The sequence below is a fragment of the Pseudomonas sp. GM_Psu_1 genome, assembly GCF_026544185.1.
GTDB lineage: Bacteria > Pseudomonadota > Gammaproteobacteria > Pseudomonadales > Pseudomonadaceae > Chryseomonas > Chryseomonas oryzihabitans.
The window spans coordinates 282,818-304,133 of record NZ_JALNUX010000001.1 but is presented as its reverse complement, the minus strand read 5'-3'; the positions used below and the strand labels follow the sequence as shown (position 1 = coordinate 304,133).

The following is a 21,316-nucleotide window of genomic DNA, read 5'->3' as shown; positions in this document are numbered from 1 at the left end:
GCTATCGTCCGGCCATCCCTGCCACGGTCTCCTGCCATGCCCCCAGCCCTGCGCCTGCTGCCGGTCCTGCTGCTCGCCCTGATCGGCTGTCTGTTGCTGGGCAGCCAGGCCTGGCACCGCGCCGAACAGGCGAGCCTGGCCGAGGCCAGCCTGCTCGGCCAGGAGCAGTTGCGCCTGCACGCCAGCGGCCTGCAGACCCTGATCGACCGTTTTCGCGCCCTGCCGGCGGTGCTGGCCCAGGACCCGGAGCTGATCGCCGCCCTGAGCACCCCGCCCGATGCCGCCACCACCGAACACCTCAATCTCAAGCTGGAGCGCCTGAACACGGCGGCGCAATCCTCGACCCTGGAACTCCTGGATCGCACGGGCCTGGCCATCGGCGCCAGCAACTGGCGGCTGCCCACCAGCTACGTCGGCCACAACTACGCCTTCCGCCCCTATTTCAGCGAAACCCTCGCCGGCGGCAGCGGACGCTTCTATGCCGTAGGGGTCACCACCGGCATCCCCGGCTATTTCCTCTCCCACGCCGTGCTGGACGCCCAGGGGCGCTTTCTCGGCGCGGTGGTGGTCAAGCTGGAATTCCCCGCCATCGAGGCGCGCTGGGGCGAGCACCCCGAGGTACTGCTGGTCAGCGATGCCCGCGGCGTGGTCTTTGCCGCCAATCGCCCGGCCTGGCGCTATCGCCTGCTGCGCGAGCTGACCCCGGCCGATCGCGCCGAGCTGGCCACCACCCGCCAGTACGACCGGCGCACCCTGCAGCCCCTGCCCTATCGCCAGGAGCGGGTGCTCGGCGAGCAGCGCCAGGTGGCCCACATCCAGGCCCCCGAAGGCAGCGCCGACTACCTCTGGGACAGCCTGCCACTGCCCAGCGAAGGCTGGACCCTGCACCTGCTCCGGCCCACCCGGGACCTGCAGGGCGGCGGCCCGGGTGCGGCACTGGCCGCCGTCTGCGTCTGGCTGCTGCTGGTCTGCGCCGGTCTCCTCTGGGCGCAACGGCGCCGGCTGCAACGCCTGCGCCAGCGCAGCCGCCTGGAACTGGAGCAGCTGGTGGAGGCCCGCACCGCCGAATTGCGCACCGCCCAGGACGGCCTGGTGCAGGCCGCCAAGCTGGCCGCCCTGGGGCAGATGTCGGCGGCCCTGGTGCACGAACTCAACCAGCCGCTCACCGCCCAGCGCATGCACCTGGCGAGTCTGCGCCTGCTGCTGGATCACGGGCGGCTGGACGAGGCCCGCGCCGCCCTGGAACGTCTCGATGGCCTGCTGACCCGCATGAGCGGTCTCACCGCCCACCTCAAGACCTATGCGCGCAAGACCCCCGCCGGCCTGCGCGAGCGGGTCGATCTGGCGCGGGTGGTGGATCAGGCGCTGGAGTTGCTGGAGGCCCGCCGTGCCGAGCTGGCCGTGGAGCTGATCCTGGAGTTGCCGCGCCCGGCCTGGTTGCTGGGCGATCCCATCCGCCTGGAGCAGGTACTGGTCAATCTGCTGCGCAACGCCCTCGACGCCGTGGCGGAGCGACCCCGGCCGCAGGTCCGGGTCAGCCTAGCGCGGGAGGGGGATGCCTGGTTGCTGGAGGTGGCCGACAACGGTGGCGGCATCGCCGCCGAGCACCTGGACCAGGTGTTCGATCCCTTCTTCACCACCAAGCCGGTGGGCGAAGGCCTGGGACTCGGCCTGGCGGTGTCCTCGGCCATCGTCCAGGCCCAGGGTGGCAGCCTGGCCGCCCGCAACGGCGCCGAGGGCGCGGTCTTTGCCCTGCGGCTGCCGGCTGCGCCGGAGTCAGCCGGCTAACGCACGCAGAGCGTCACCAGCAGGGCGAAGCCCCAGCCGAGCACCCCGGTTACCAGCAGGGTCGCCGCATCCCAGGGCCCGCGGGTGGCATCCAGCAGCGGCAGGCCGACGCCACCGATCAGGGCGCTGGCGAGGATGCCCGCCAGGATCCGCACCAGCGGCCAGTGGCTGTCGGCGGCTTCCTCGGGAGCGGCAGCAAGGGGCTCTTCTTCGGACATGGCAGGGCTCCACCAGGGGATATGGAAGGCGACCCTAGCCCGGCAACCTGAAGCTGCGATGAAGCGGCGCTTCAGATTGCCTTCAGCTTGACCGCCAAGACTGCGCCTCGTATTCCCCCGGAGAGGTCGCGATGCTCGACGTGACTTGGCAGTCCCCGTACAGCTTTACCCTGGCCGACCGCAGCGGTTCGCTGCTGGCCCGCCTGGAGCCGCGCGAGGCACCCGGCCGGCAGGCGACCGAAGCCTTCATCGGCGCGCGTTTCGCCCTGGAGCACGGCGCCCGCATCAGCCACTTCCTGCCGCTGCTGCTCGCCCTGCGCGATGCCGAGGGTGTGCTGCAGGCGGCGGTGGGGATCCGCTCCGCGCTGGACCAGTCGCTGTTTCTCGAACGTTATCTGCCCCAGCCGGTGGAGACCCAGGTGGCGGTGGCGCTCGGTCGGCCGATCGAGCGCGCGGAGGTGGTGGAGGTCGGCAATCTGGCGGCGCTGGGTCCGGGCCAGGCGCGCCTGCTGATCATCGTCACCACCTGGCTGCTGGCCCGCAGTGGCCGGCGCTGGGTGACCTTTACCGGCGCCACCCGCCTGATCAACAGCTTTCATCGCCTCGGCCTGGCGCCCCAAGTGCTGGGCGCGGCCGATCCGGCCTGCCTGGGCGCCGAGCGCGAGAGCTGGGGCTCCTACTACGCCAACGCTCCCCAGGTCTGCGCCGGTGACATCCGCCAGGGCTATCAACAGTTGCTGCAGGCCGGCATCTTCGCCCGCCTGGGCCTCACCCCCCTTGGCGAGGAGGACTGCCATGTCGCCTGAAGCCCGCTCCGTCAGTGATTTTTTTCTGGCCCTGGAACGCCACGTCGCCTGGGACGGCGAGCGCCCCGCGCTGAGTGGTGCCCAGGAAACCTGGAGCTATCTGCGGCTGTGGCGGGAGATTGCCCGGCGCGTCACCTGGCTGGCCGAGCACGGCATAAAGCGTCTGGCCCTGGACCTGCCCAATGGGCCCGAGTTGCTGGCCTGGGACCTGGCCGCCCTGCGCGCCGGACTGCCCTGCATCATCCTGCCGGACTTCTTCAGCCCGGCGCAGCGCGCCCATGTCCTGCAGGACTGTGGCGCCGATCTGTTGCTGGGCAGTCCCGAGCGCGCCGCGGAATGGACCGCGGCAGGCTTCAGCGAGGGGCCCCACGGCTGGCAGCGTTCAGCCGCGGCAGCCACCGCGCTGCCGGCGGGCACCGCCAAGCTCACCTACACCTCCGGCACCACCGGCACCCCCAAGGGCGTCTGCCTCAAGGCCGGACAACTGCTGCGGGTGGCCGCCAGCCTGGAAGCCGCCAGCGGCGCCCTGGCGCCCCGACGCCATCAGGTGCTCCTGTCGCTGGGCATCCTGCTGGAAAATCTCGGGGTCTATGCCGCGCTGCTGGCCGGTGCCGAGGTGGTGGTGCTCAAGGCCGAGGACCAGGGTGTCCGCGGCTCCGCCGGCATCGACTGGGCCCAGCTGGCCGCCTGCCTGCAGGAGCGCCAGCCGCACAGTCTGATCCTCATGCCCCAGCTGTTGCAGGGACTCGTGGAGCTGGGCGAACGCGGGCTGCTGCGCCTGGACGGGCTGCGCTTCGCCGCCGTGGGCGGAGCCCCGCTGAGCGAGGCGCTGCTGACCCGCGCCGGCGCCCTGGGCCTGCCGCTGTTCCAGGGCTATGGTCTGTCGGAGTGCGCCTCGGTGGTGGCTCTCAATCGCCCTGAGGCCAACCGCCCGGGCAGCGTCGGCCAACCGCTGCCCCACGTGCGCCTGCGCCTGGCCGCCGATGGCGAGATCCTGGTCGGCGGCGTCGATTTCGCCGGCTACCTGGGCGAGCCCGGCAGCGCCACCGACGAGGTGGCCACCGGCGATCTCGGCGAATTCGACGCCGACGGCTATCTCCACCTGCGCGGCCGCAAGAAACACCAGTTCAGCCTGGCCTCGGGACGCAATGTCGATCCGGGCTGGATCGAGGCCGAACTCACCCAGGGCGGACCCATCGCCCAGGCCTATGTGCAGGGCGAAGGTGCCCGGCATCTGGTGGCGCTGCTCTGGCCGCGGCAGCCGGACCTGCCCGACAGCCTGCTCGCCGACCAGGTCGCCCGCCTCAACCAGCGCCTGCCCGACTATGCCCGCATCGGCGCCTGGCGCCGCCTCGCCGAACCCTTCACCCCCGCCAACGGCCTGCTCACCGCGACCGGACGCCTTCGCCGCGACGCCATCCAGGCGCATCACGCGGCCCTGCTCTCGCACCTTCTGGAGGTACCAGCATGAGTTTCTTCGCCACCCTGCAAGCCGAAACCGCCGTGGAACGCCAGGCGCTGTTCGAGGTGCCCATCATCCGCGCCGCCCTGGGCGGCAACGTCGCCCTGGAGAGCTATGTCGCCTTTCTCGGCCAGGCCTATCACCACGTCCGCCACACCGCGCCGCTGATGATGGCCTGCGGCGCCCGCCTGCCGGCGCGGCTGGAATGGCTGCGCGGCGCGGTCTGCGAATACATCGAGGAAGAATACGGCCACGACCAGTGGATCCTCAGTGACATCGCCGCCTGCGGCGGCAACGCCGAGGCGGTACGCGCCAGCCGCCCCGAACTGCCCATCGAGCTGATGGTGGCCTATCTCTACGATTTCATCGCCCGCGACAATCCGGTCGGCCTGTTCGGCATGGTCAATGTGCTCGAGGGCACCAGCATCGCCCTGGCTACCCAGGCCGCCGGCGCCATCCGCGGCCAGCTGGGCCTGCCGGCGACGGCCTTCAGCTACCTGGACTCCCACGGCAGCCTCGACCAGGAACACATGGCGACCTACCGCCAGCTGATGGATCGCCTGGACGATCCGGCCGACCAGGCCGCGGTGATCCACGTGTCCAAGGTGGTCTATCGCCTCTATGCCGACATGTTCCGCGCCCTGCCCGGCGCCGGCCAGCAACCGGAGCAGCGCCATGCAGCTGCCTGACTGCCGCGTCCTGCTGACCGGCGCCAGCGGCGGCATCGGCCTGCCGCTGGTGGAACAACTCTGCGCCGGCGGCGCCCAGGTGCTGGCGGTCGCCCGCGACACCCGCGCCCTGCAGCCGCTGGCCGAGCGCCTGGGTGGCCGGTTGCGCCTGCTCGATGCCGATCTCACCCGCCGGGCCGATCGCCAGGCGGTGCTGGCCGAAGCCAGCCGCGGCCAGGGCGTCAACGTGCTGCTCAATGCCGCCGGCAGCAACAGCTTCGCCCTGCTCGACGCCCTCGACGACGATGCCATCGACAACCTGCTGGCGATCAACATCGGCGCGGCCATCCAGCTGACCCGCCTGCTGCTGCCGCTGCTGCGCCGCCAGCCGCGAGCGGTGATCGCCCATGTCGGCTCCACCCTGGGCTCCATCGGCTATCCCGGCTATGCGCCCTATTGCGCCAGCAAGTTCGCCCTGCGCGGCTTCACCCAGGCCCTGCGCCGGGAGCTGGCCGATACCCGCATCCGGGTGCTCTACGTGGCGCCCCGCGCCACCCGCACGGCGATGAACGGCCCGGCGGCCATGGCCGTGAACCAGGCGCTCAAGAGCCAGGTGGACGACCCCACCGTGGTCGCCGGCGCGGTGATCCGTGCCCTGGTCGAGGACCGCCAGGAGCTCCATCTCGGTTGGCCGGAAAAGCTCTTCGTCCGCCTCAACGGCCTGCTGCCCGGCCTGGTGGATCGCGCCCTGCGCCGCCAGCTGCCGGTGATCCGCCGCTTCATCGACCCCGCCTTCGCCCCGGAGAAACACCCATGATGTCCCCACGCAAGGCCCTCGGCCTGCTGCTCGCCGCGCTGCTCGCCAGCCCCTTTGCCCTGGCCGACGATGGCCAGCGCCTGGCCCAGATCCAGCAGCGCTGGGCGGAGATCCAGTACCGCCTGCCCAGCGCCGAAAAACCCGCGGCCTTCGAACAGCTGGCCGGCGAAGCGCGCGCCTTCACCCAGGCCGCGCCTCAGTCGGCGCCGGCACTGATCTGGCAGGGCATCGTGCTCAGCAGCTGGGCCGGCGCCCAGGGTGGGCTGGGGGCGCTGGGCAAGGTCAAGGAGGCCCGCAGCGACCTGGAACAGGCGCTCAAGCTCGATCCCACGGCGCTGCAGGGCTCCGCCTACACCAGTCTCGCCGCCCTCTACGACCGGGTTCCCGGCTGGCCGATCGCCTTTGGTGACGCCAGCGAAGCCGATCGTCTGCTGCAGCGGGCCCTCGCCCTCAACCCCAGCGGTATCGATACCCTATACTTCTGGGGTGACCACCTGTATCGCCAGCAGCGCTATGCCGAAGCCCGCGCCGCCCTGCTCAAGGCGCAGCAGGCCGCCCCGCGGCCGGGACGCGAACTGGCCGACCAGGGACGGCGGGGCGAGATCGCCGCGCTGCTCAAGGACGTCGACCAGAAGCTGAAGTGACGAGGCCTCCATGCGCGTGCTGCTGATCGAAGACGATCCCGACCTCGGCGAGGGCATCCGCACCAGTCTGCGGGAAGAGGGCTATACCCTGGACTGGCTCAAGGACGGCGAAAGCGCCGTCCACGCCCTGCGCGAAGAGGGCTTCGACCTGGTGGTGCTGGATCTCGGCCTGCCGCGCCTGGACGGCATCCAGGTGCTGCGCCAGAGTCGCGCCAATGGCCTGACCACCCCGGTGCTGATCCTTACCGCCCGCGACGACACCGAGGACCGGGTCGCCGGCCTCGACGCCGGCGCCGACGACTACCTGGTCAAGCCCTTCGATATCAAGGAACTCAAGGCCCGCCTGCGCGCCCTGCTGCGCCGACGCAACGGTCCCTCGCAGATCCAGCTCGAAGGCGGCGGCATCGCCCTGGATCCGGCCACCCGCCGGGTCACCTTCGATGGCCAGCCGGTCAACCTCACCCCGCGCGAATACCAGCTGCTGCACGAACTGCTGGCCAATCCGGGCAAGATCTTCAGTCGCGACCGCCTCATGGGGCTGCTCTACGGCTGGGACGAGGGGGTGGAAAGCAACACCCTGGAAGTCCACATCTACAACCTGCGCAAGAAGCTGCGCGCCGACCTGATCCGCACGGTCAGGGGCATCGGTTACCGCCTCGAATGTCCATGACCTCCATCCGCCGCCGCACCGTCGGCCTGGTGCTCTCGCTGCTGCTGATCGGCACCCTGCTGATAGCCCTGACCAATGTCCACGACAGCCAGCGCGAGATCGGCGAGATCTACGATGCCCAGCTGGCGCAGAGCGCGCGCATCCTGCAGGGCATGCTGCGCGCCGCCCCCCGCGGCGAAGGCCGCCTGGCGCTGCATGCCAGCGTCACCCAGGCCCTGGCCGAAGCCACGGAGAGCCCCTATGGCCACAGATACGAGGCCAAGATGGCCTTCCAGGCCTGGAACGCCCGCGGCGTCCCCCTGATGCGCTCGCCCAGCGCGCCCATCTTCAGCATGCCGACGACCCCGGGTTTCACCGAGCAGACCCTGGAGGGCGAGGCCTGGTATGGCTTCCTGCTGCCCGATCCCGAGCACGACCTGATGCTCTGGGTCGGCGAACGCGAAGAGGTGCGCGCCGATCTGGTCCGCCGCATCCTGCGCCATACCCTCACGCCGCATCTGATCGGCCTGGTGCTGCTGTCGCTGCTGGCCTGGCTGGCCATTGGCTGGGGCCTGAAACCACTGCGGCGCATGGCCGGGCTGATCCGCCACCGCGACCCGGAATCCCTGCAACCGCTGCAGCTCGATCCCCTGCCACGCGAACTGGAACCCATGCAGGCGGCGCTCAATCGGCTGCTGCTGCAGATCGAGCAACTGCTGCAGCGCGAACGCCGCTTCATCGCCGACGCCGCCCACGAGTTGCGCACGCCGCTGGCGGTGCTACGCCTGCACGCGCAGAACGCCCTGTCCGCGCAGACGGCGACGGCCCGCGACGAGGCGCTGAAATTCGTCGTCAGCGGCACCGACCGACTGACCCGGGTGGTCAACCAGCTGCTGATCCTGGCGCGTCTGGAACCCCGGCCGAGCTGGAGCGCCGAGCAGCGCTTCGATTTGCGCACCGCCCTCAGCGCCACCCTGGAAGAACTGGGCCCCTGGATTCTCGACAAGGGCCTGGACCTCAGCCTCGACGCCGAAGCCAGCCGGGTGCAGGTCCATGGCGACAGCGCCATGCTGGGCATCGCCCTGCAGAATCTGCTGACCAATGCGGTCAACGTGTCGCCTCCCGGCGGCGAGATCCGCATCCGCCTGGAGGTCACCGCCGACTGGGCGGAGATCCAGATCCTCGACCAGGGCCCCGGCATCGCGGAGGAGATCCAGCCACGGCTGTTCGAGCGCTTCTACAGCAGCGGCGCGGCCAACGGCGCCGGCCTGGGACTGTCCATCGTCCAGACCGTCGCCCAGCACCTGGGCGGACGCATCGAACTGGGCAACCGCCCGGAGGGCGGCGCCTGTGCCCGTCTCGGCCTGCCGGTGCTGCCGGGACCCGGCTAGGGACTCGACCCGTCGCCGGCCTTCGGGCAAGGTAGCGGCGCACCGGCCGCGAGAGGACGCCTCCCATGCAAGCTCAGGTCTATCTGGTCGACGACGAAGCCAGCATCCGCGAAGCGGTGCGCCAGTGGCTGGAGCTGTCGGGGCATCAGGTGCGGCTGTTCGCCCGCGCCGAAGACTGCCTGGCGGCAGTGACCCCGGATTTCGCCGGGGTGGTGGTCAGCGACGTGCGCATGCCCGGCATGGACGGCCTGGCCCTGCTGGAACGGCTGCAGGCCCTGGATGCCGACCTGCCGGTGATCCTGCTCACCGCCCACGGCGACGTCGCCCTGGCGGTCAGCGCCATGCGCCAGGGCGCCTACGATTTCCTGGAAAAGCCCTTCAGCCCCGAGGCCTTGCTCGGCGATCTCGGCCGCGCCCTGGAAAAGCGCCGGCTGGTGCTGGAGAACCGCCAGCTGCACCGCCGGGTCGACGACCAGAGCACCCTCGCCCGCCGCCTGCTCGGCGTCTCGCCCGGCATCGTCCGCCTGCGCCAGCAGATCCTCGACCTGGCGCCGACACCGGTCAACGTGCTCCTGCGCGGCGAGACCGGCAGCGGCAAGGAACTGGTCGCCCGCTGCCTGCACGACTTCGGTCCCCGCGCCGACAAGGCCTTTGTCGCCCTCAACTGCGCGGCCATCCCCGAGCAGCTGTTCGAGAGCGAATTGTTCGGCCACGAGAGCGGCGCCTTCACTGGCGCCCAGGGCAAGCGCATCGGCAAGCTGGAATACGCCAACGGCGGCACCCTGTTTCTCGACGAGATCGAGAGCATGCCCCTGGCGCAGCAGGTCAAGCTCTTGCGGGTGCTGCAGGAGCAGCGTCTGGAGCGCCTCGGCTCCAACCAGAGCATCGCCCTGGACCTGCGCATCGTCGCCGCCACCAAGCCGGATCTCCTGGAAGAAGCCCGCGCCGGACGCTTTCGCGAAGACCTGGCCTATCGCCTCAATGTCGCCGAGCTGCACCTGCCGCCGCTGCGGGCGCGCCGCGAAGACATCCCCCTGCTGTTCGATCACTTCCTCGCCGAGGCCGGCGCCCGCCTGGGGCGCCCGGTCACCCCGCCCGGCGCGGCGCGCCTGGCCCAGCTGCTAGGTCACGGCTGGCCGGGCAACGTGCGCGAGCTGGCCAACGCCGCCGAGCGCGAGGCCCTCGGCCTGGGTACCCCCGCCACCGCAGCCGCGGGCCACTCCCTGGCCGATCAGCTGGAAGCCTTCGAGGCCCAGTGCCTGCGCGCCGCCCTGGCCCGCCACGGCGGCGAGATCAAGGCAGTGATGGACGAGTTGCAACTGCCACGGCGCACCCTCAACGAGAAGATGCAGCGCCATGGCCTGGTGCGGGCCGACTTCCGCGACGAGGATTGAGAGGCAATAGGCGGAAATCCGCTCATTGCTCACCGCCTTTCGGCGATCTTTCGCCGATCCGTATCTGCAAAACCTAGTCAGGACGCGGCTTCGCGACCTGGCACGCGCCCTGCTATAGCCCTTGTCGACGCCCCGAGCGCCCTAATAACAACGACAAGAGGAACACCCTGTGGATAGCACCGCTACCCTCGCGGCCGGCCAGACCGCGCCCAAGACCACCTCGCAGCGCATCAAGTCCATCTTCAGCGGTTCCGTCGGCAACCTGGTCGAATGGTACGACTGGTACGTCTACGCCGCCTTCTCGCTGTATTTCGCCAAGGCCTTCTTTCCCAAGGGCGACCAGACCGCCCAGCTGCTCAACGTCGCCGCCATCTTTGCCGTGGGCTTTCTCATGCGCCCCATCGGCGGCTGGCTGATGGGCCTCTATGCCGACAAGGCCGGCCGCAAGTCCGCGCTGATGGTCTCGGTGATCATGATGTGCGCCGGCTCGCTGATCATCGCCCTCACCCCCAGCTACACCACCATCGGCGTCGCCGCCCCCATCATGCTGGTGCTAGCGCGGCTGCTGCAGGGCCTCTCGGTGGGCGGTGAATACGGCACCTCCGCCACCTACCTGAGCGAGATGGCGACCAAGGAAAGCCGTGGCTTCTACTCCAGCTTCCAGTACGTCACCCTGATCTCCGGCCAGCTGCTGGCGCTGGCCACCCTGATCGTGCTGCAGCAGACCCTGACCGTCGAACAGCTGGAAAGCTGGGGCTGGCGCATCCCCTTCCTGATCGGCGCCGCCTGCGCCGTGACCGCGCTCTACCTGCGCCGCGGCATGGAAGAGACCAGCTCCTTCAAGAAGGCCGAAAAACCCAAGGAATCCCTGATGCGCACCCTGATGCGCCATCCCAAGGAATTCTTCACCGTGGTCGGCCTGACCATGGGCGGCACCCTGGCCTTCTACACCTACACCACCTACATGCAGAAGTACCTGGTCAACTCGGTGGGCATGAGCAAGACCGACGCCACCTCCATCTCGGCGGCGACGCTGTTCCTGTTCATGCTGCTGCAGCCCGTGGTCGGCGCCCTCTCCGACCGCGTCGGCCGGCGCCCGGTGCTGATCGCCTTCGGCGTGCTCGGCACCCTGTTCACCTACCCGATCCTCACTGCCCTGGGCAGCGTCACCACCTGGTGGGGCGCCTTCGGCCTGATCATGGTGGCGCTGGTGATCGTCAGCTTCTACACCTCGATCAACGCCGTGGTGAAGGCCGAGCTGTTCCCCACCGAGATCCGCGCCCTGGGCGTCGGCCTGCCCTATGCCCTGACCGTGTCCATCTTCGGCGGCACCGCCGAATACCTGGCCCTGTGGTTCAAGAGCATCGGCATGGAGAGCGGCTACTACTGGTACGTGACCGGCTGCATCGCCTGCTCGCTGCTGGTCTACGTCTTCATGAAGGACACCCGCGATCACTCGCGCATCGTCCACGAATAACCGCTCGTCCCTGGGGGCGGGCCTCTCGGTCATTAGATTTGGCCGTCCGGCCCGCCCCCCTTTGCCTGGGCTTTGGGGCACGCCATCGTAGTGTCACCGGCAGCGTCCACAACGGTCATTTCGCTGACCGCTGTGGCGAGTTCGCCCCCTCCTCCCAAGCCCCGGTTACACACTCATGGAAATCGACTACGGTCCCAGCTACGCCAAACTGGGTCTCCAGTTTCAATACCAGTGGAGCAGCCTGCTGCGCGATGCCCTGAAGAAGCACGGCATTACCGACGCCCAGGCCAAGGCCATCTGCGGCGACTTCGCCTTCGATCTCTCCAAGCTCATCGACGAAGCCGAAATCAAGGCCGATGGCCTCTCCTATCGCCCGGTGATCGCCTTCACCGAGGACGAGGAAACCCTGCTGGTGCAGTCCGCCGAATTCGACTATCACGAAGCGGCCTACGCCACCGCCGCGGCGGCGTTCGAGAAGAAGTAAGCCTCGCGGGGGGGCCCTGCGCCCTCACCCCAACCCTCTCCCCCAGGGAGAGGGGGCGGTCTGGAGCGGTGGCGGGCTCTTCCTCCAGACGTGGGTTCCAAGCCTGTTTTCAGTGTTACTGCGATAGCGATTCGCTTAGGCCAGTTGAGGCCGTTTCACCTCCACCCCCTCCAACTTCATCGACAGAGCCGAAATCAAGGCTGACAGCCTCTCCTAGCGCTCGGTGATCGCCTTTATCGAGACTAGGAAATCATGTTGGTGCAGTCAGCCAGCTTTGAATATCACAAAGCGGCCTATGCCACTGCTGCTGCGGCGTTCGAGAAGAAGTAAGGCTGGCCGGGGGCCCTCACCCCAACCCTCTCCCCCAGGGAGAGGGGGCGGTCTGGAGTGATAGCGGGCTCTTTCTCCAGACGTTGGTACTGAAGCTGTTTTCAGTGCTGCTGCGATAGCAGTTTTGACTGTCTTTCAGCGAGAGCTACTCCATAGCTCCGCTTCGCTCCGTATGGCCCCCTCTCCCCCCGGGAGAGGGTTGGGGTGAGGGCCGCACAGGCACCCTTGTCATAGCCGCACGAACCGCGCGTTAGAGCCTCGCCAACACGATTTCCCCAGGCGATACTCCCCGGATCACCTCTCACTCCGTACCACCCCCTCTCCCTCCGGGAGAGGGTTGGGGTGAGGGCCGCATCGGCACCCACGTCATAGCCTTGCGAACCACGCATTAGAGCCTCGCCAACACTATTTCCCCAGGCGATACTCCTCAGATCACCTCTCACTCCGTACCACCCCCTCTCCCTCCGGGAGAGGGTTGGGGTTGGGGTGAGGGCGAACCCGACACCAGAACCCCCAGGGAAAGGATTCCCATGCCCCTCATCAGCCATGCCCGCGCCCTGCGCCGGGGTCAGACCGACGCCGAGCGCGCACTCTGGTATCACCTGCGCGGCAACCGTCTACAGGGTCATAAATTCCGCCGTCAGCATCCCTATGGCCGCTATATCCTGGACTTCGTCTGCCTGGAAGCGCGGCTAGTGATCGAACTGGATGGCGGCCAGCATCAGGGCAGCGGCAACGACCGCGAGCGCGACGCCTGGCTGCAAGCCCAGGGATTCAAGATCATTCGCTTCTGGAATCATGAGGTCCTGACCCAGCCCGACGCTGTGCTCGAACGCCTTCACGCAGCCCTCAGCCCGGCTTGACCCTCGGCTTGCGCGCGCGTGGCGGTGCGCCACCCGTCTTCGCCGTCGCCTTGGCCTTGCTCCCGCCCGTACGCCGCTTCTTCTTCCAGGGCGCGCCCTTGCCCGCCGGCGGCGGTCCGCTGATGGTCAGGGTCAGGCCGAGACAGCGCTCCACCTGCTTGCCCATCCAGGCCGACTGCTTGGTGACGAATTCAGCCAGGCTCAGCTCGCCCTCCTGCACCCGATCCAGCGCCTGCTCCCAGAGCGCCGTGGTGCCCGGATCGGCGATGGCCCGGGGCACGGCGTCGATCAGGCCGAAGGCCGCCGGCGTCGCCGCCAGGGCCTTGCCCTGCTTGACCAGGTAGCCGCGGTCCAGCAGGCCCTGGATGATGCTGGCGCGGGTCGCCTCGGTGCCGATGCCGGTGGTGTCCTTGAGCTTCTGCTTGAGGGCGGGATCCTCCACCAGCTTGGCGACATTCTTCATCGCCTTGATCAGATCGCCCTCGGTGAAGGGCTTGGGCGGTTGGGTCAGCTGATCCTTGCAACGCACCTCGACCACCGGATAGGACTCACCCTCGCGCAACTCGGGCAGCGCCTGGGGCGGCGGTGCCTCGCGACCCTTGGGCGGCGTGAGCGACTCGGGCAAGGCGCGCCGCCAGCCCGGTTCCACCAGCCGCTTGCCGGTGGCCCGCAGGCGTTCGCCGCCCGCCTCGAAATCGGCCTGGGTGCGATCGAATTCGTGCGGCGGCAGGAATTGCGCCAGGTAGCGCGCGCGGATCAGGCCGTAGACGTTGCGCTCCTGCGGACTCAGGCGTCCCAGGTCGCGGGTCACCTGCGTCGGGATGATGCCGTGGTGGGCGCTGACCTTCGCATCGTTCCAGGCCCGCGAGCGGCGACTGGCGTCCAGATGGTCGCGCAGGGGGGCGAGACTGCTGTCGGCGCCCAGCAAGGCGGCCAGCAGCGCCGGCGCCTCGGCGTGCTGGGACAGCGGCAGGTAGCCGCAATCGCTGCGCGGATAGGTGATCAGCTTATACTTCTCGTAGAGCGCCTGGGCGACGTCCAGGGTCTGCTGGGCGCCCAGGTTGAGGCGCTTGGAGCAGACCTCCTGCAAGGTGCCCAGATCGAAGGGCAAGGGCGCCGCCTCGCGGACGCGCTCGGTCTTGAGCTTGACCAGCCGCGCCTGCCCAGCCGCCTCGATGTCCCGCGCCGCCGCCTGGGCCACCTCGGGCTTGAGACAGCGGCCCTGGTCGTCGCAGACGTCCTCTGGCGGTTGCCATTGGGCCTGGAAGCGACTGCCGGAGGCGTCCAGGGTCGCCTCCACGGTCCAGAAGGGCACCGGCACGAAGGCGGCGATGGCACGATCGCGGTCCACCACCAGGCGCAGGGTCGGCGTCTGCACCCGTCCGACCGAGAGCACGCCCTGATAGCCGGAGCGGCGCCCCAGCAGGGTGAACAGCCGGCTCATGTTCATGCCGATCAGCCAGTCGGCGCGCGAGCGTCCCAGGGCGGACTGATAGAGCCCATAGGTCTCGGCACCGGGCTTGAGCGCGGCCAGGGCGCGGCGGATGGAGACGTCATCCAGCGCCGACAGCCACAGCCGGCGGATCGGCCCGCGATAGCGGCAATGCTCCACCAGCTCGCGGGCGATCATCTCGCCTTCGCGATCGGCGTCGGTGGCGATCACCAGTTCGCTGGCCTCGCCCAGCAGGCGCTTGACCGCCTTGAACTGGCTGCCGGTGGTCTTTTTGACCTGCAGCTTCCACTGCTCGGGAACGATGGGCAGGTCGTCCAGCGACCAGCGCTTGTAGCGGGCGTCATAGGCGTCCGGTGGCGCCGTTTCCAGCAGGTGGCCGATGCACCAGGTCACGGTCACGCCCTGCCCCTGCAGGCAGCCCTCGCCGCGGCGGGTGGCGCCGAGGATGCGGGCGATGTCCTTGGCCTGGGAGGGTTTTTCGCAGAGATACAGCTGCATGGCGGGCGTCGCACGAGGGGAATCGCCACAGGATGCAAAGCCTGCGCGAGCGGCGCAAGGCCTAATCTGTATATCCGTACAGAAAGCGGCCTTTGCGCAAATTCGCCCAGTGGGCCACAGCGTGCTCAGGACGTGGATCACAGCTTGAACGGCGGCCGCCGCGGACGCGGAATCTTGCCGTGGCTGGGCAGTCCTTGGGCTACGGCACTTTCGCCGTCTTTAGCCGAGCTCTGGGAGGCGTCAATGAACACTGTAGCTATGGATCGCGCCACGGCCGAGAGCACCGGCGCCGGCAATCTCGTCGACACCGCCAGCGGCCAGGCCCTGCGGGCCAGCATTTCGGCCATGCGCCGGACCACCAGCCAGGTGCAGCGCATCAACGATCAACTCTGGGAAGTCTGGCCGGACGGCCGTCGCAAGCTGCTGCTGCGCTAAGACCTCCCGCCCGACGCCCTAGGCGGGCGTCGGCGCCTCCAGCGCGGCCAGATAGGTCGCGACCTCGGCCTGGATCCAGGCACTGAAGCGCTCCTGCTTTTCCGCCGATTCGGCGCGTTCCGGCCAGACCAGCCAGTAGGCATAGGGATAGGGCGCCGTTACCGGACTGAGCTGGACCAGACGTCCCTCGTCCAGCGCGGCCTGCACCAGGCTGCGCCGCTCCAGCGCTAGCGCCTGACCAAGGCGTAGCGCCTCCAGTACCACGTTGGAATCATTCACGCTGATGCCGCGATTGGGTGCTGCTTCGCCTAGACCAGCCGTTTCGCCCCAGTGCAGCCAGGTTTCCTCCGTGTGCAATAGCGGCTGCGCGAGAGCCTCGTCCAGGCTGCACGGCAGTTGCCCACCGTTGTAACCAGGTGCCGCCACCAGCAGCACATCGTCCTGAAACAGCCGAAGCGCCGTCAGGCCATCCCACTGGCCCTCGCCCATGCGCACTCCGATATCCACCATGCCCTGGCGCAGATCCTGGAAATCCAGGCTGGTCTGGATACGGATGCGATAGTCCGGGTACAGGGCGCGAAATCGCGGCAGCCGCGGCAGCAGCCAGTGGGTGGCGAAGGAGGGAAAGGTGGCGAATACCAGTTCGTTGCGCCGCGGACGGGCCTGCAGGCGCCGGGTCGCCTCGCCCAGATCCTCGAGCAGCTGGCGGACCTGCTCGGCATAGACGCGACCGTCGCCGGTGACCTCGATCCCGCGCCCCTGGCGCTCGAACAGCACCATGCCCAGCTGGTGCTCCAGGCCCTTCACCTGCTGACTGACCGCGGCATGGGTGAGGTGCAATTCATTGGCGGCGCGGGTCACGCTGCCCAGGCGGGCAACCGCTTCGAAGCAGCGCAGGGCATTCAAGGGCGGCACACGGGACATGTAAGCTTTCCTTAATGATCCGGTCAGAATTTCTCGCTGGAAGCAGCTTCACCGAATCCTTAATGTCTTGTCCAGAGCGGCACCTGGCGTGAAACACGTGACCAGGATGACGTTCCACGTGAAACAGGATTCACTCTTTCTGACAGGACGCCCCCATGCAACTCATCGGCATGCTCGACTCCCCCTATGTGCGGCGGGTCGCGATCTCCCTTCGCCTGCTGGTTCTGCCCTTCGAGCTGCGCCAGATCTCGCTGTTTCGTGAGGTCGAGCGCTTTCGCAGCTTCAATCCGGTGCTCAAGGCACCCACATTGATCTGCCTGGACGGTCAGCGGCTGATGGATTCGTCGCTGATTCTGGACTATGCCCAGCATCTCGCCTGTGGCAGTCGGCAATTGCGGCCGAGCGGCCACGCGGCCCGGGCCACCGCCCTCAGTCGCAGCGGCCTGGCGCTGGCCCTGTCCGAGAAGGCGGTGCAGCTGGTGTACGAGCGTGATCTGCGACCGGAAGAGAAGCGTCATGCGCCCTGGCAGCAGCGCGTGGAAGGTCAGTTGCGTGCGGCCTGTGGCGCCCTCGACAAGGCCTGGCTGGGCCCGCGTCCGCCGCTGGGTGAAGACAACATCGGTCAGGACGCCATCGACACGGCGGTGGCCTGGACCTTCCTGCATTTCGCCCTGCCGGGGCTGATCGAGCGGCGTAACTACCCGACGCTGGAGGCCCTGGCCGCCGAAGCGGAGGCGCTGTCGGTGTTTCGCGATTATCCGCTAGCCTGAAAGGCATCGCGGCCATGGGCCGCTCCTACGGGATCCTGTAGGAGCGGCCCATGGCCGCGATAAAACGGTCAATCCTCGTCACCGGAGCGGCCGCAGCGGCGGACCGCCATAGCTACGATCAGCCAGCCCGATCTTTATCCGCGATAATACCGCTGCGGCACGAAGGGGGTCTTGGCGACCTTGACCGGCACCTGCTTGCCGCGCACCACGGCGAACAGCTGGGTATCCAGGGCGGCGAAGTCGCTGTCGACATAACCCATGGCCACCGGCGCCCCCAGGGTCGGGCCGAAGCCGCCACTGGTGACACGGCCGATGCTGGCGCCATTGGCATCCACCAGCTCGGCACCCTCGCGCACCGGCACCCGCTCCTGCACCAGCAGGCCGACGCGCTTGCGGCTCACGCCTTCACGCTGCTCGGTGAAGATGCGCTCGGCACCGGGAAAACCGCCGGCGCGACCGTTGCCTTCACGCCGCACCTTGGACAGCGCCCACCCCAGATTGGCCATCACCGGCGTGGTACCGGCATCCATGTCATGGCCATAGAGGCAGAGGCCGGCTTCCAGGCGCAGGGAGTCGCGCGCGCCCAGGCCGATGGCCTCGACCTCCGGCTCGGCCAGCAGGCGGCGGGCCAGGGCCTCGGCGGCGGCGCTGGGCACCGAGATCTCGTAGCCGTCTTCGCCGGTATAGCCACTGCGACTGACGATGCAGGGCTGGTCCAGCAGCTTGACGCGGCGGACCTGCATGAAGGTCATCTCGGCCACTTCTGGCGCCAGGCGCGCCAGCACCGCGGCGGCGGCCGGGCCCTGCAAGGCCAGCAAGGCGCGATCGAATTGCGGCAGCACCTGACAGCGATCGCCCAGGTGCTTTTCCAGGTGGGCGAGGTCGGCTTCCTTGCAGGCGGCGTTGACCACCAGATAGAGGCAGTCACCCAGGTTGGCGACCATCAGGTCGTCGAGGATGCCGCCGTTGTCGTCGGTCAGCAGGGCATAGCGCTGCATGCCGCTGGGCAGGTCGATGATGTCGACCGGCACCAGGGACTCCAGGGCTTCGGCGGCTTCTTCGCCTTCGAGCAGGACCTGACCCATGTGGGACACATCGAACAACCCGGCCTGGGCGCGGGTGTGCTGGTGCTCCTTGAGCACGCCGAGCGGGTATTGCACCGGCATCTCGTAGCCGGCGAAGGGCACCATGCGGGCGCCGAGTTCCAGGTGCAGGGCGTGCAGCGAAGTCTTGAGCAGGGACATGGTGGGGCTCCGTGTCGGGTGGCGGCTGTCGCGCCCCAGGCAAGGGGAACGGGACAGCGCTGGGCTATGGGTCGCGACGTGGGTGATGGGGTCAGCCCTCACCCCGGCCCTCTCCCTGAGGGAGAGGGGCCGGGGGTGAGGGTCAGGCCTCGCCGTAGGCTTCGATCGGCGGGCAGGAGCAGACCAGGTTGCGATCGCCGTAGACGTTGTCGATGCGCGCCACCGGCGGCCAGTACTTGCCGTCCACCAGACTCGGCAGCGGGAAGACCGCCTGCTCGCGGCTGTAGGGGTGGGTCCACTCGCCCGCCAATTCGCGCGCGGTGTGCGGCGCGTTCTTCAGCGGGTTGTCCTGGGGATCCAGGGTGCCGGCTTCCAGGGCGCGGATCTCTTCGCGGATGGCGATCATGGCGTCGCAGAATCTGTCCAGTTCCTGCTTGGACTCGCTCTCGGTGGGCTCGATCATCAGGGTGCCGGCCACCGGGAAGGACATGGTCGGCGCATGGAAGCCGAAGTCGATCAGGCGCTTGGCCACGTCGTCCACGGTCACGCCGCTGCTGTCCTTGAGCGGGCGCAGGTCGAGGATGCACTCGTGGGCCACCAGGCCGCCGGTGCCGCTGTAGAGCACCGGGTAGTGCTCTTCCAGTCGGCAGGCGATGTAGTTGGCGCTGAGGATGGCAACCTGGGAGGCGCGGGTCAGACCGGCGCTGCCCATCATCTTCAGGTACATCCAGGAGATCGGCAGGATGCTGGCGCTGCCATAGGGCGCCGCGCAGACCGCGCCCTCCTTGCGCTCCAGCCGGGCATGGCCAGGCAGGAAGGGCGCCAGGTGCGCCTTGACGCCGATGGGGCCGACGCCCGGACCGCCGCCGCCATGGGGGATGCAGAAGGTCTTGTGCAGGTTGAGGTGGGAGACGTCACCGCCGAACTGACCCGGGGCGCAGAGACCGACCATGGCGTTCATGTTGGCGCCGTCGATATAGACCTGGCCGCCGTGGTCATGGACCACCTGGCAGATCTCGCGGATGGCTTCTTCGAACACCCCGTGGGTGGACGGGTAGGTGATCATCAGCGCGGCCAGGCGCTCGCTGTGCTGCTCGGCCTTGGCCCGCAGGTCGTCAAGATCGACGTTGCCGCGCTTGTCGCAGGCCACCACCACCACGCGCATGTCGACCATGCTGGCGGTAGCCGGGTTGGTGCCGTGGGCCGAGGCCGGGATCAGGCAGACGTCGCGCTCGCCCTGGCCGCGGCTCGCGTGATAGGCACGGATGGCCAGGAGGCCGGCGTACTCGCCCTGGGAGCCGGCATTGGGCTGCAGGGAGACGGCGTCATAGCCGGTGGCGGCGCAGAGCATGGCCTCCAGCTCGGTGGTGAGCTGAGCATAGCCCTCGGCCTGGTCGGCCGGGGCGAAGGGGTGGATACCGCCGAATTCCGCCCAGGTGACCGGGATCATCTCGCTGGCGGCGTTGAGCTTCATGGTGCAGGAACCCAGCGGGATCATGGTGCGATCCAGCGCCAGGTCCTTGTCCGCCAGCTTGCGCAGGTAACGCATCAGCTCGGTCTCGGACCTGTGGCTGGCGAACACCGGATGGGTCAGGAAGGCCGATTGGCGCTGCAGCGCCGCGGGCACTTCCACGCCCTGGGCATCGCCCAGCTCGGCGACCTGGGGCGCGGGCTTGCCATCGGCCAGGATCTCCAGCAGTGCCTGGACATCGGCCAGGGTGCTGGTCTCGTCCAAGGACACGCCCAGGGCCTCGGCGCTGACTTCGCGCAGGTTGTAGCCACGGGCACGGGCGGCCTCGTGCAGGGCGGCGGTGCGCGCCCCGAACACCAGGGTAAGGGTGTCGAAGGCGGTGTGCTGGGTCTCGTGGCCCAGGCGCTGCAGGCCGGCGGCCAGCAGGCTGGTCAGACGCTGCACCCGGGTGGCGATGCGGGTCAGGCCTTCGGGACCGTGGTAGACCGCGTACATGCTGGCGATGTTGGCCAGGAGCACCTGGGCGGTGCAGATGTTGCTGGTGGCCTTCTCGCGGCGGATGTGCTGCTCGCGGGTCTGCAGCGCCAGGCGATAGGCCGGGTTGCCGTGGCGGTCGATGGACACGCCGACGACGCGCCCGGGCATGTCGCGCTTGTACTTGTCCTGCGTGGCGAAGTAGGCCGCGTGCGGGCCGCCGAAACCGAGCGGTACGCCAAAACGCTGGGCGGTGCCGATGGCCACGTCCGCGCCCAGTTCGCCGGGCGGGGTGAGCAGGGTCAGGGCCAGCAGGTCGGCGGCCATGGCCACCAGGGCACCGGCGGCCTGGAAGGCCTGGATGCTCTCCCGGTAGTCACGGATCTCGCCGGTGGTCATGGGGTACTGGAACAGCGCACCAAAGAAGCGGCCGTGGTCCTCGATCTCGGTTTCCACGCCCACGACCACCTCGATGCCCAGCGGCTCGGCACGGGTGCGCAGGACGTCCAGGGTCTGCGGATGGCAGTGCACGGAGGCAAAGAAGGCGCTGGCCTTGTTTTTCGCCAGGCGCTTGCAGAAGGTCATGGCCTCGGCGGCGGCGGTGCCCTCGTCCAGCAGCGAGGCGTTGGCCACCGGCATGCCGGTGAGGTCGCCGATCAGCGTCTGGAAGTTGAGCAGGGCTTCCAGGCGACCCTGGGAGATCTCCGGCTGGTAGGGGGTGTAGGCGGTGTACCAGGCCGGATTTTCCAGCAGGTTGCGCAGGATCGGCGCCGGGGTATGGGTGTTGTAGTAGCCCTGGCCGATCAGGCTCTTGAGCAGGCGATTCTTGCCGGCGATGGCGCGCAGCTCGGCCAGGGCGTCGGCTTCGGACAGCCCGGCGGGCAGGTCCAGCACGCTGGTGCCCTTGATGCTCTCGGGAATCACCTGGGCGGTCATGGCGTCCAGGGATTCATAGCCGAGCAGATTCAGCATGGCGATCTCGTCGAGCTCGCGCGGACCTATGTGGCGCGGGACGAATTCGTCGGCGGTGCTGAGGGTGTCGTGCAGCGACATGGC

Annotated in this window: 19 protein-coding genes; 14 read left to right on the top strand and 5 right to left on the bottom strand. The window is 68.7% G+C overall.

Features of this window, described 5'->3' with window-relative positions:
* Positions 1 to 36 precede the first annotated feature (36 nt).
* On the top strand, positions 37 to 1,788 hold the full coding sequence (locus OXS31_RS01420) for an ATP-binding protein (protein ID WP_144954470.1): 1,752 nt from the start codon (positions 37 to 39) through the stop codon (positions 1,786 to 1,788).
* On the opposite strand, the gene OXS31_RS01415 is transcribed toward OXS31_RS01420, so the two are convergent.
* Entirely contained in the window at positions 1,785 to 2,006 is a 222-nt protein-coding gene (locus tag OXS31_RS01415) for a hypothetical protein (RefSeq protein ID WP_027597379.1), read from the bottom strand. The two genes, OXS31_RS01420 and OXS31_RS01415, sit on opposite strands and share 4 nt — an antisense overlap.
* A gap of 131 nt (positions 2,007 to 2,137) precedes the next feature.
* On the opposite strand from OXS31_RS01415, the gene OXS31_RS01410 reads away from it, so the two are divergent.
* The 11 genes from OXS31_RS01410 (at position 2,138) to OXS31_RS01360 (ending at position 12,991) form a co-directional block, all read left to right on the top strand.
* The gene (locus OXS31_RS01410) at positions 2,138 to 2,812 is read left to right on the top strand and encodes a thermostable hemolysin (protein WP_267397374.1); all 675 of its coding nucleotides are present in this window, start codon (positions 2,138 to 2,140) and stop codon (positions 2,810 to 2,812) included.
* A complete protein-coding gene (locus OXS31_RS01405) occupies positions 2,802 to 4,283 on the top strand; it encodes an AMP-binding protein (RefSeq protein WP_267397373.1) in 1,482 nt (493 codons plus the stop codon). The genes OXS31_RS01410 and OXS31_RS01405 overlap by 11 nt, the downstream gene beginning before the upstream one ends.
* A complete protein-coding gene (locus OXS31_RS01400) occupies positions 4,280 to 4,963 on the top strand; it encodes an iron-containing redox enzyme family protein (protein WP_027597376.1) in 684 nt (227 codons plus the stop codon). The genes OXS31_RS01405 and OXS31_RS01400 overlap by 4 nt, the downstream gene beginning before the upstream one ends.
* On the top strand, positions 4,950 to 5,759 hold the full coding sequence (locus OXS31_RS01395) for an SDR family oxidoreductase (protein ID WP_074584213.1): 810 nt from the start codon (positions 4,950 to 4,952) through the stop codon (positions 5,757 to 5,759). The genes OXS31_RS01400 and OXS31_RS01395 overlap by 14 nt, the downstream gene beginning before the upstream one ends.
* Positions 5,756 to 6,403, top strand: coding sequence for a hypothetical protein (locus OXS31_RS01390; protein WP_223855397.1), 648 nt, complete (start codon positions 5,756 to 5,758; stop codon positions 6,401 to 6,403). Before OXS31_RS01395 ends, OXS31_RS01390 begins: the two co-directional genes overlap by 4 nt.
* 10 nt (positions 6,404 to 6,413) lie before the next feature.
* The gene (locus OXS31_RS01385) at positions 6,414 to 7,073 is read left to right on the top strand and encodes a response regulator transcription factor (protein WP_027597373.1); all 660 of its coding nucleotides are present in this window, start codon (positions 6,414 to 6,416) and stop codon (positions 7,071 to 7,073) included.
* Positions 7,070 to 8,443 carry an ATP-binding protein gene (locus OXS31_RS01380; protein WP_267397372.1) on the top strand — a complete coding sequence of 458 codons (1,374 nt, stop codon included), beginning with the start codon at positions 7,070 to 7,072 and terminating at the stop codon, positions 8,441 to 8,443. The genes OXS31_RS01385 and OXS31_RS01380 overlap by 4 nt, the downstream gene beginning before the upstream one ends.
* A 65-nt stretch (positions 8,444 to 8,508) precedes the next feature.
* A complete protein-coding gene (locus tag OXS31_RS01375) occupies positions 8,509 to 9,837 on the top strand; it encodes a sigma-54 dependent transcriptional regulator (protein WP_027597371.1) in 1,329 nt (442 codons plus the stop codon).
* Between the two features lie 169 nt (positions 9,838 to 10,006).
* Positions 10,007 to 11,314, top strand: coding sequence for an MFS transporter (locus OXS31_RS01370; RefSeq protein WP_042134690.1), 1,308 nt, complete (start codon positions 10,007 to 10,009; stop codon positions 11,312 to 11,314).
* A gap of 175 nt (positions 11,315 to 11,489) precedes the next feature.
* A complete protein-coding gene (locus tag OXS31_RS01365) occupies positions 11,490 to 11,798 on the top strand; it encodes a hypothetical protein (protein ID WP_027597369.1) in 309 nt (102 codons plus the stop codon).
* 860 nt (positions 11,799 to 12,658) lie between these two features.
* Positions 12,659 to 12,991, top strand: coding sequence for an endonuclease domain-containing protein (locus tag OXS31_RS01360; RefSeq protein ID WP_267397371.1), 333 nt, complete (start codon positions 12,659 to 12,661; stop codon positions 12,989 to 12,991).
* Here the strand turns inward: OXS31_RS01360 and OXS31_RS01355 are convergent.
* Complete coding sequence (locus OXS31_RS01355) at positions 12,978 to 14,942, bottom strand: DNA topoisomerase III (protein WP_267397370.1); 1,965 nt, start codon at positions 14,940 to 14,942, stop codon at positions 12,978 to 12,980. The two genes, OXS31_RS01360 and OXS31_RS01355, sit on opposite strands and share 14 nt — an antisense overlap.
* A 243-nt stretch (positions 14,943 to 15,185) precedes the next feature.
* On the opposite strand from OXS31_RS01355, the gene OXS31_RS01350 reads away from it, so the two are divergent.
* Positions 15,186 to 15,377: a hypothetical protein gene (locus OXS31_RS01350; protein WP_132832609.1), complete on the top strand. Its 192-nt coding sequence runs from the start codon at positions 15,186 to 15,188 to the stop codon at positions 15,375 to 15,377.
* 18 nt (positions 15,378 to 15,395) lie between these two features.
* On the opposite strand, the gene OXS31_RS01345 is transcribed toward OXS31_RS01350, so the two are convergent.
* Complete coding sequence (locus OXS31_RS01345) at positions 15,396 to 16,301, bottom strand: LysR substrate-binding domain-containing protein (protein WP_027597365.1); 906 nt, start codon at positions 16,299 to 16,301, stop codon at positions 15,396 to 15,398.
* 155 nt (positions 16,302 to 16,456) lie between these two features.
* On the opposite strand from OXS31_RS01345, the gene OXS31_RS01340 reads away from it, so the two are divergent.
* Positions 16,457 to 17,071 carry a glutathione S-transferase gene (locus OXS31_RS01340; protein ID WP_169855055.1) on the top strand — a complete coding sequence of 205 codons (615 nt, stop codon included), beginning with the start codon at positions 16,457 to 16,459 and terminating at the stop codon, positions 17,069 to 17,071.
* A gap of 134 nt (positions 17,072 to 17,205) precedes the next feature.
* On the opposite strand, the gene gcvT is transcribed toward OXS31_RS01340, so the two are convergent.
* Both gcvT and gcvP read right to left on the bottom strand, forming a co-directional pair.
* Positions 17,206 to 18,315: a glycine cleavage system aminomethyltransferase GcvT gene (gene gcvT / locus OXS31_RS01335; protein WP_027597363.1), complete on the bottom strand. Its 1,110-nt coding sequence runs from the start codon at positions 18,313 to 18,315 to the stop codon at positions 17,206 to 17,208.
* Between the two features lie 142 nt (positions 18,316 to 18,457).
* A complete protein-coding gene (gene gcvP, locus OXS31_RS01330; RefSeq protein ID WP_267397369.1) occupies positions 18,458 to 21,313 on the bottom strand; it encodes an aminomethyl-transferring glycine dehydrogenase in 2,856 nt (951 codons plus the stop codon).
* Positions 21,314 to 21,316: the final 3 nt, after the last annotated feature.

Coding starts and splice junctions, on each gene's coding strand:
- OXS31_RS01420 (WP_144954470.1), top strand. CDS start 37: ATGCCCCCAGCCCTGCGCCTGCTGCCGGTCCTGCTGCTCGCCCTGATC.
- OXS31_RS01415 (WP_027597379.1), bottom strand. CDS start 2,006: ATGTCCGAAGAAGAGCCCCTTGCTGCCGCTCCCGAGGAAGCCGCCGAC.
- OXS31_RS01410 (WP_267397374.1), top strand. CDS start 2,138: ATGCTCGACGTGACTTGGCAGTCCCCGTACAGCTTTACCCTGGCCGAC.
- OXS31_RS01405 (WP_267397373.1), top strand. CDS start 2,802: ATGTCGCCTGAAGCCCGCTCCGTCAGTGATTTTTTTCTGGCCCTGGAA.
- OXS31_RS01400 (WP_027597376.1), top strand. CDS start 4,280: ATGAGTTTCTTCGCCACCCTGCAAGCCGAAACCGCCGTGGAACGCCAG.
- OXS31_RS01395 (WP_074584213.1), top strand. CDS start 4,950: ATGCAGCTGCCTGACTGCCGCGTCCTGCTGACCGGCGCCAGCGGCGGC.
- OXS31_RS01390 (WP_223855397.1), top strand. CDS start 5,756: ATGATGTCCCCACGCAAGGCCCTCGGCCTGCTGCTCGCCGCGCTGCTC.
- OXS31_RS01385 (WP_027597373.1), top strand. CDS start 6,414: ATGCGCGTGCTGCTGATCGAAGACGATCCCGACCTCGGCGAGGGCATC.
- OXS31_RS01380 (WP_267397372.1), top strand. CDS start 7,070: ATGACCTCCATCCGCCGCCGCACCGTCGGCCTGGTGCTCTCGCTGCTG.
- OXS31_RS01375 (WP_027597371.1), top strand. CDS start 8,509: ATGCAAGCTCAGGTCTATCTGGTCGACGACGAAGCCAGCATCCGCGAA.
- OXS31_RS01365 (WP_027597369.1), top strand. CDS start 11,490: ATGGAAATCGACTACGGTCCCAGCTACGCCAAACTGGGTCTCCAGTTT.
- OXS31_RS01360 (WP_267397371.1), top strand. CDS start 12,659: ATGCCCCTCATCAGCCATGCCCGCGCCCTGCGCCGGGGTCAGACCGAC.
- OXS31_RS01355 (WP_267397370.1), bottom strand. CDS start 14,942: ATGCAGCTGTATCTCTGCGAAAAACCCTCCCAGGCCAAGGACATCGCC.
- OXS31_RS01350 (WP_132832609.1), top strand. CDS start 15,186: ATGAACACTGTAGCTATGGATCGCGCCACGGCCGAGAGCACCGGCGCC.
- OXS31_RS01345 (WP_027597365.1), bottom strand. CDS start 16,301: ATGTCCCGTGTGCCGCCCTTGAATGCCCTGCGCTGCTTCGAAGCGGTT.
- OXS31_RS01340 (WP_169855055.1), top strand. CDS start 16,457: ATGCAACTCATCGGCATGCTCGACTCCCCCTATGTGCGGCGGGTCGCG.
- gcvT (WP_027597363.1), bottom strand. CDS start 18,315: ATGTCCCTGCTCAAGACTTCGCTGCACGCCCTGCACCTGGAACTCGGC.
- gcvP (WP_267397369.1), bottom strand. CDS start 21,313: ATGTCGCTGCACGACACCCTCAGCACCGCCGACGAATTCGTCCCGCGC.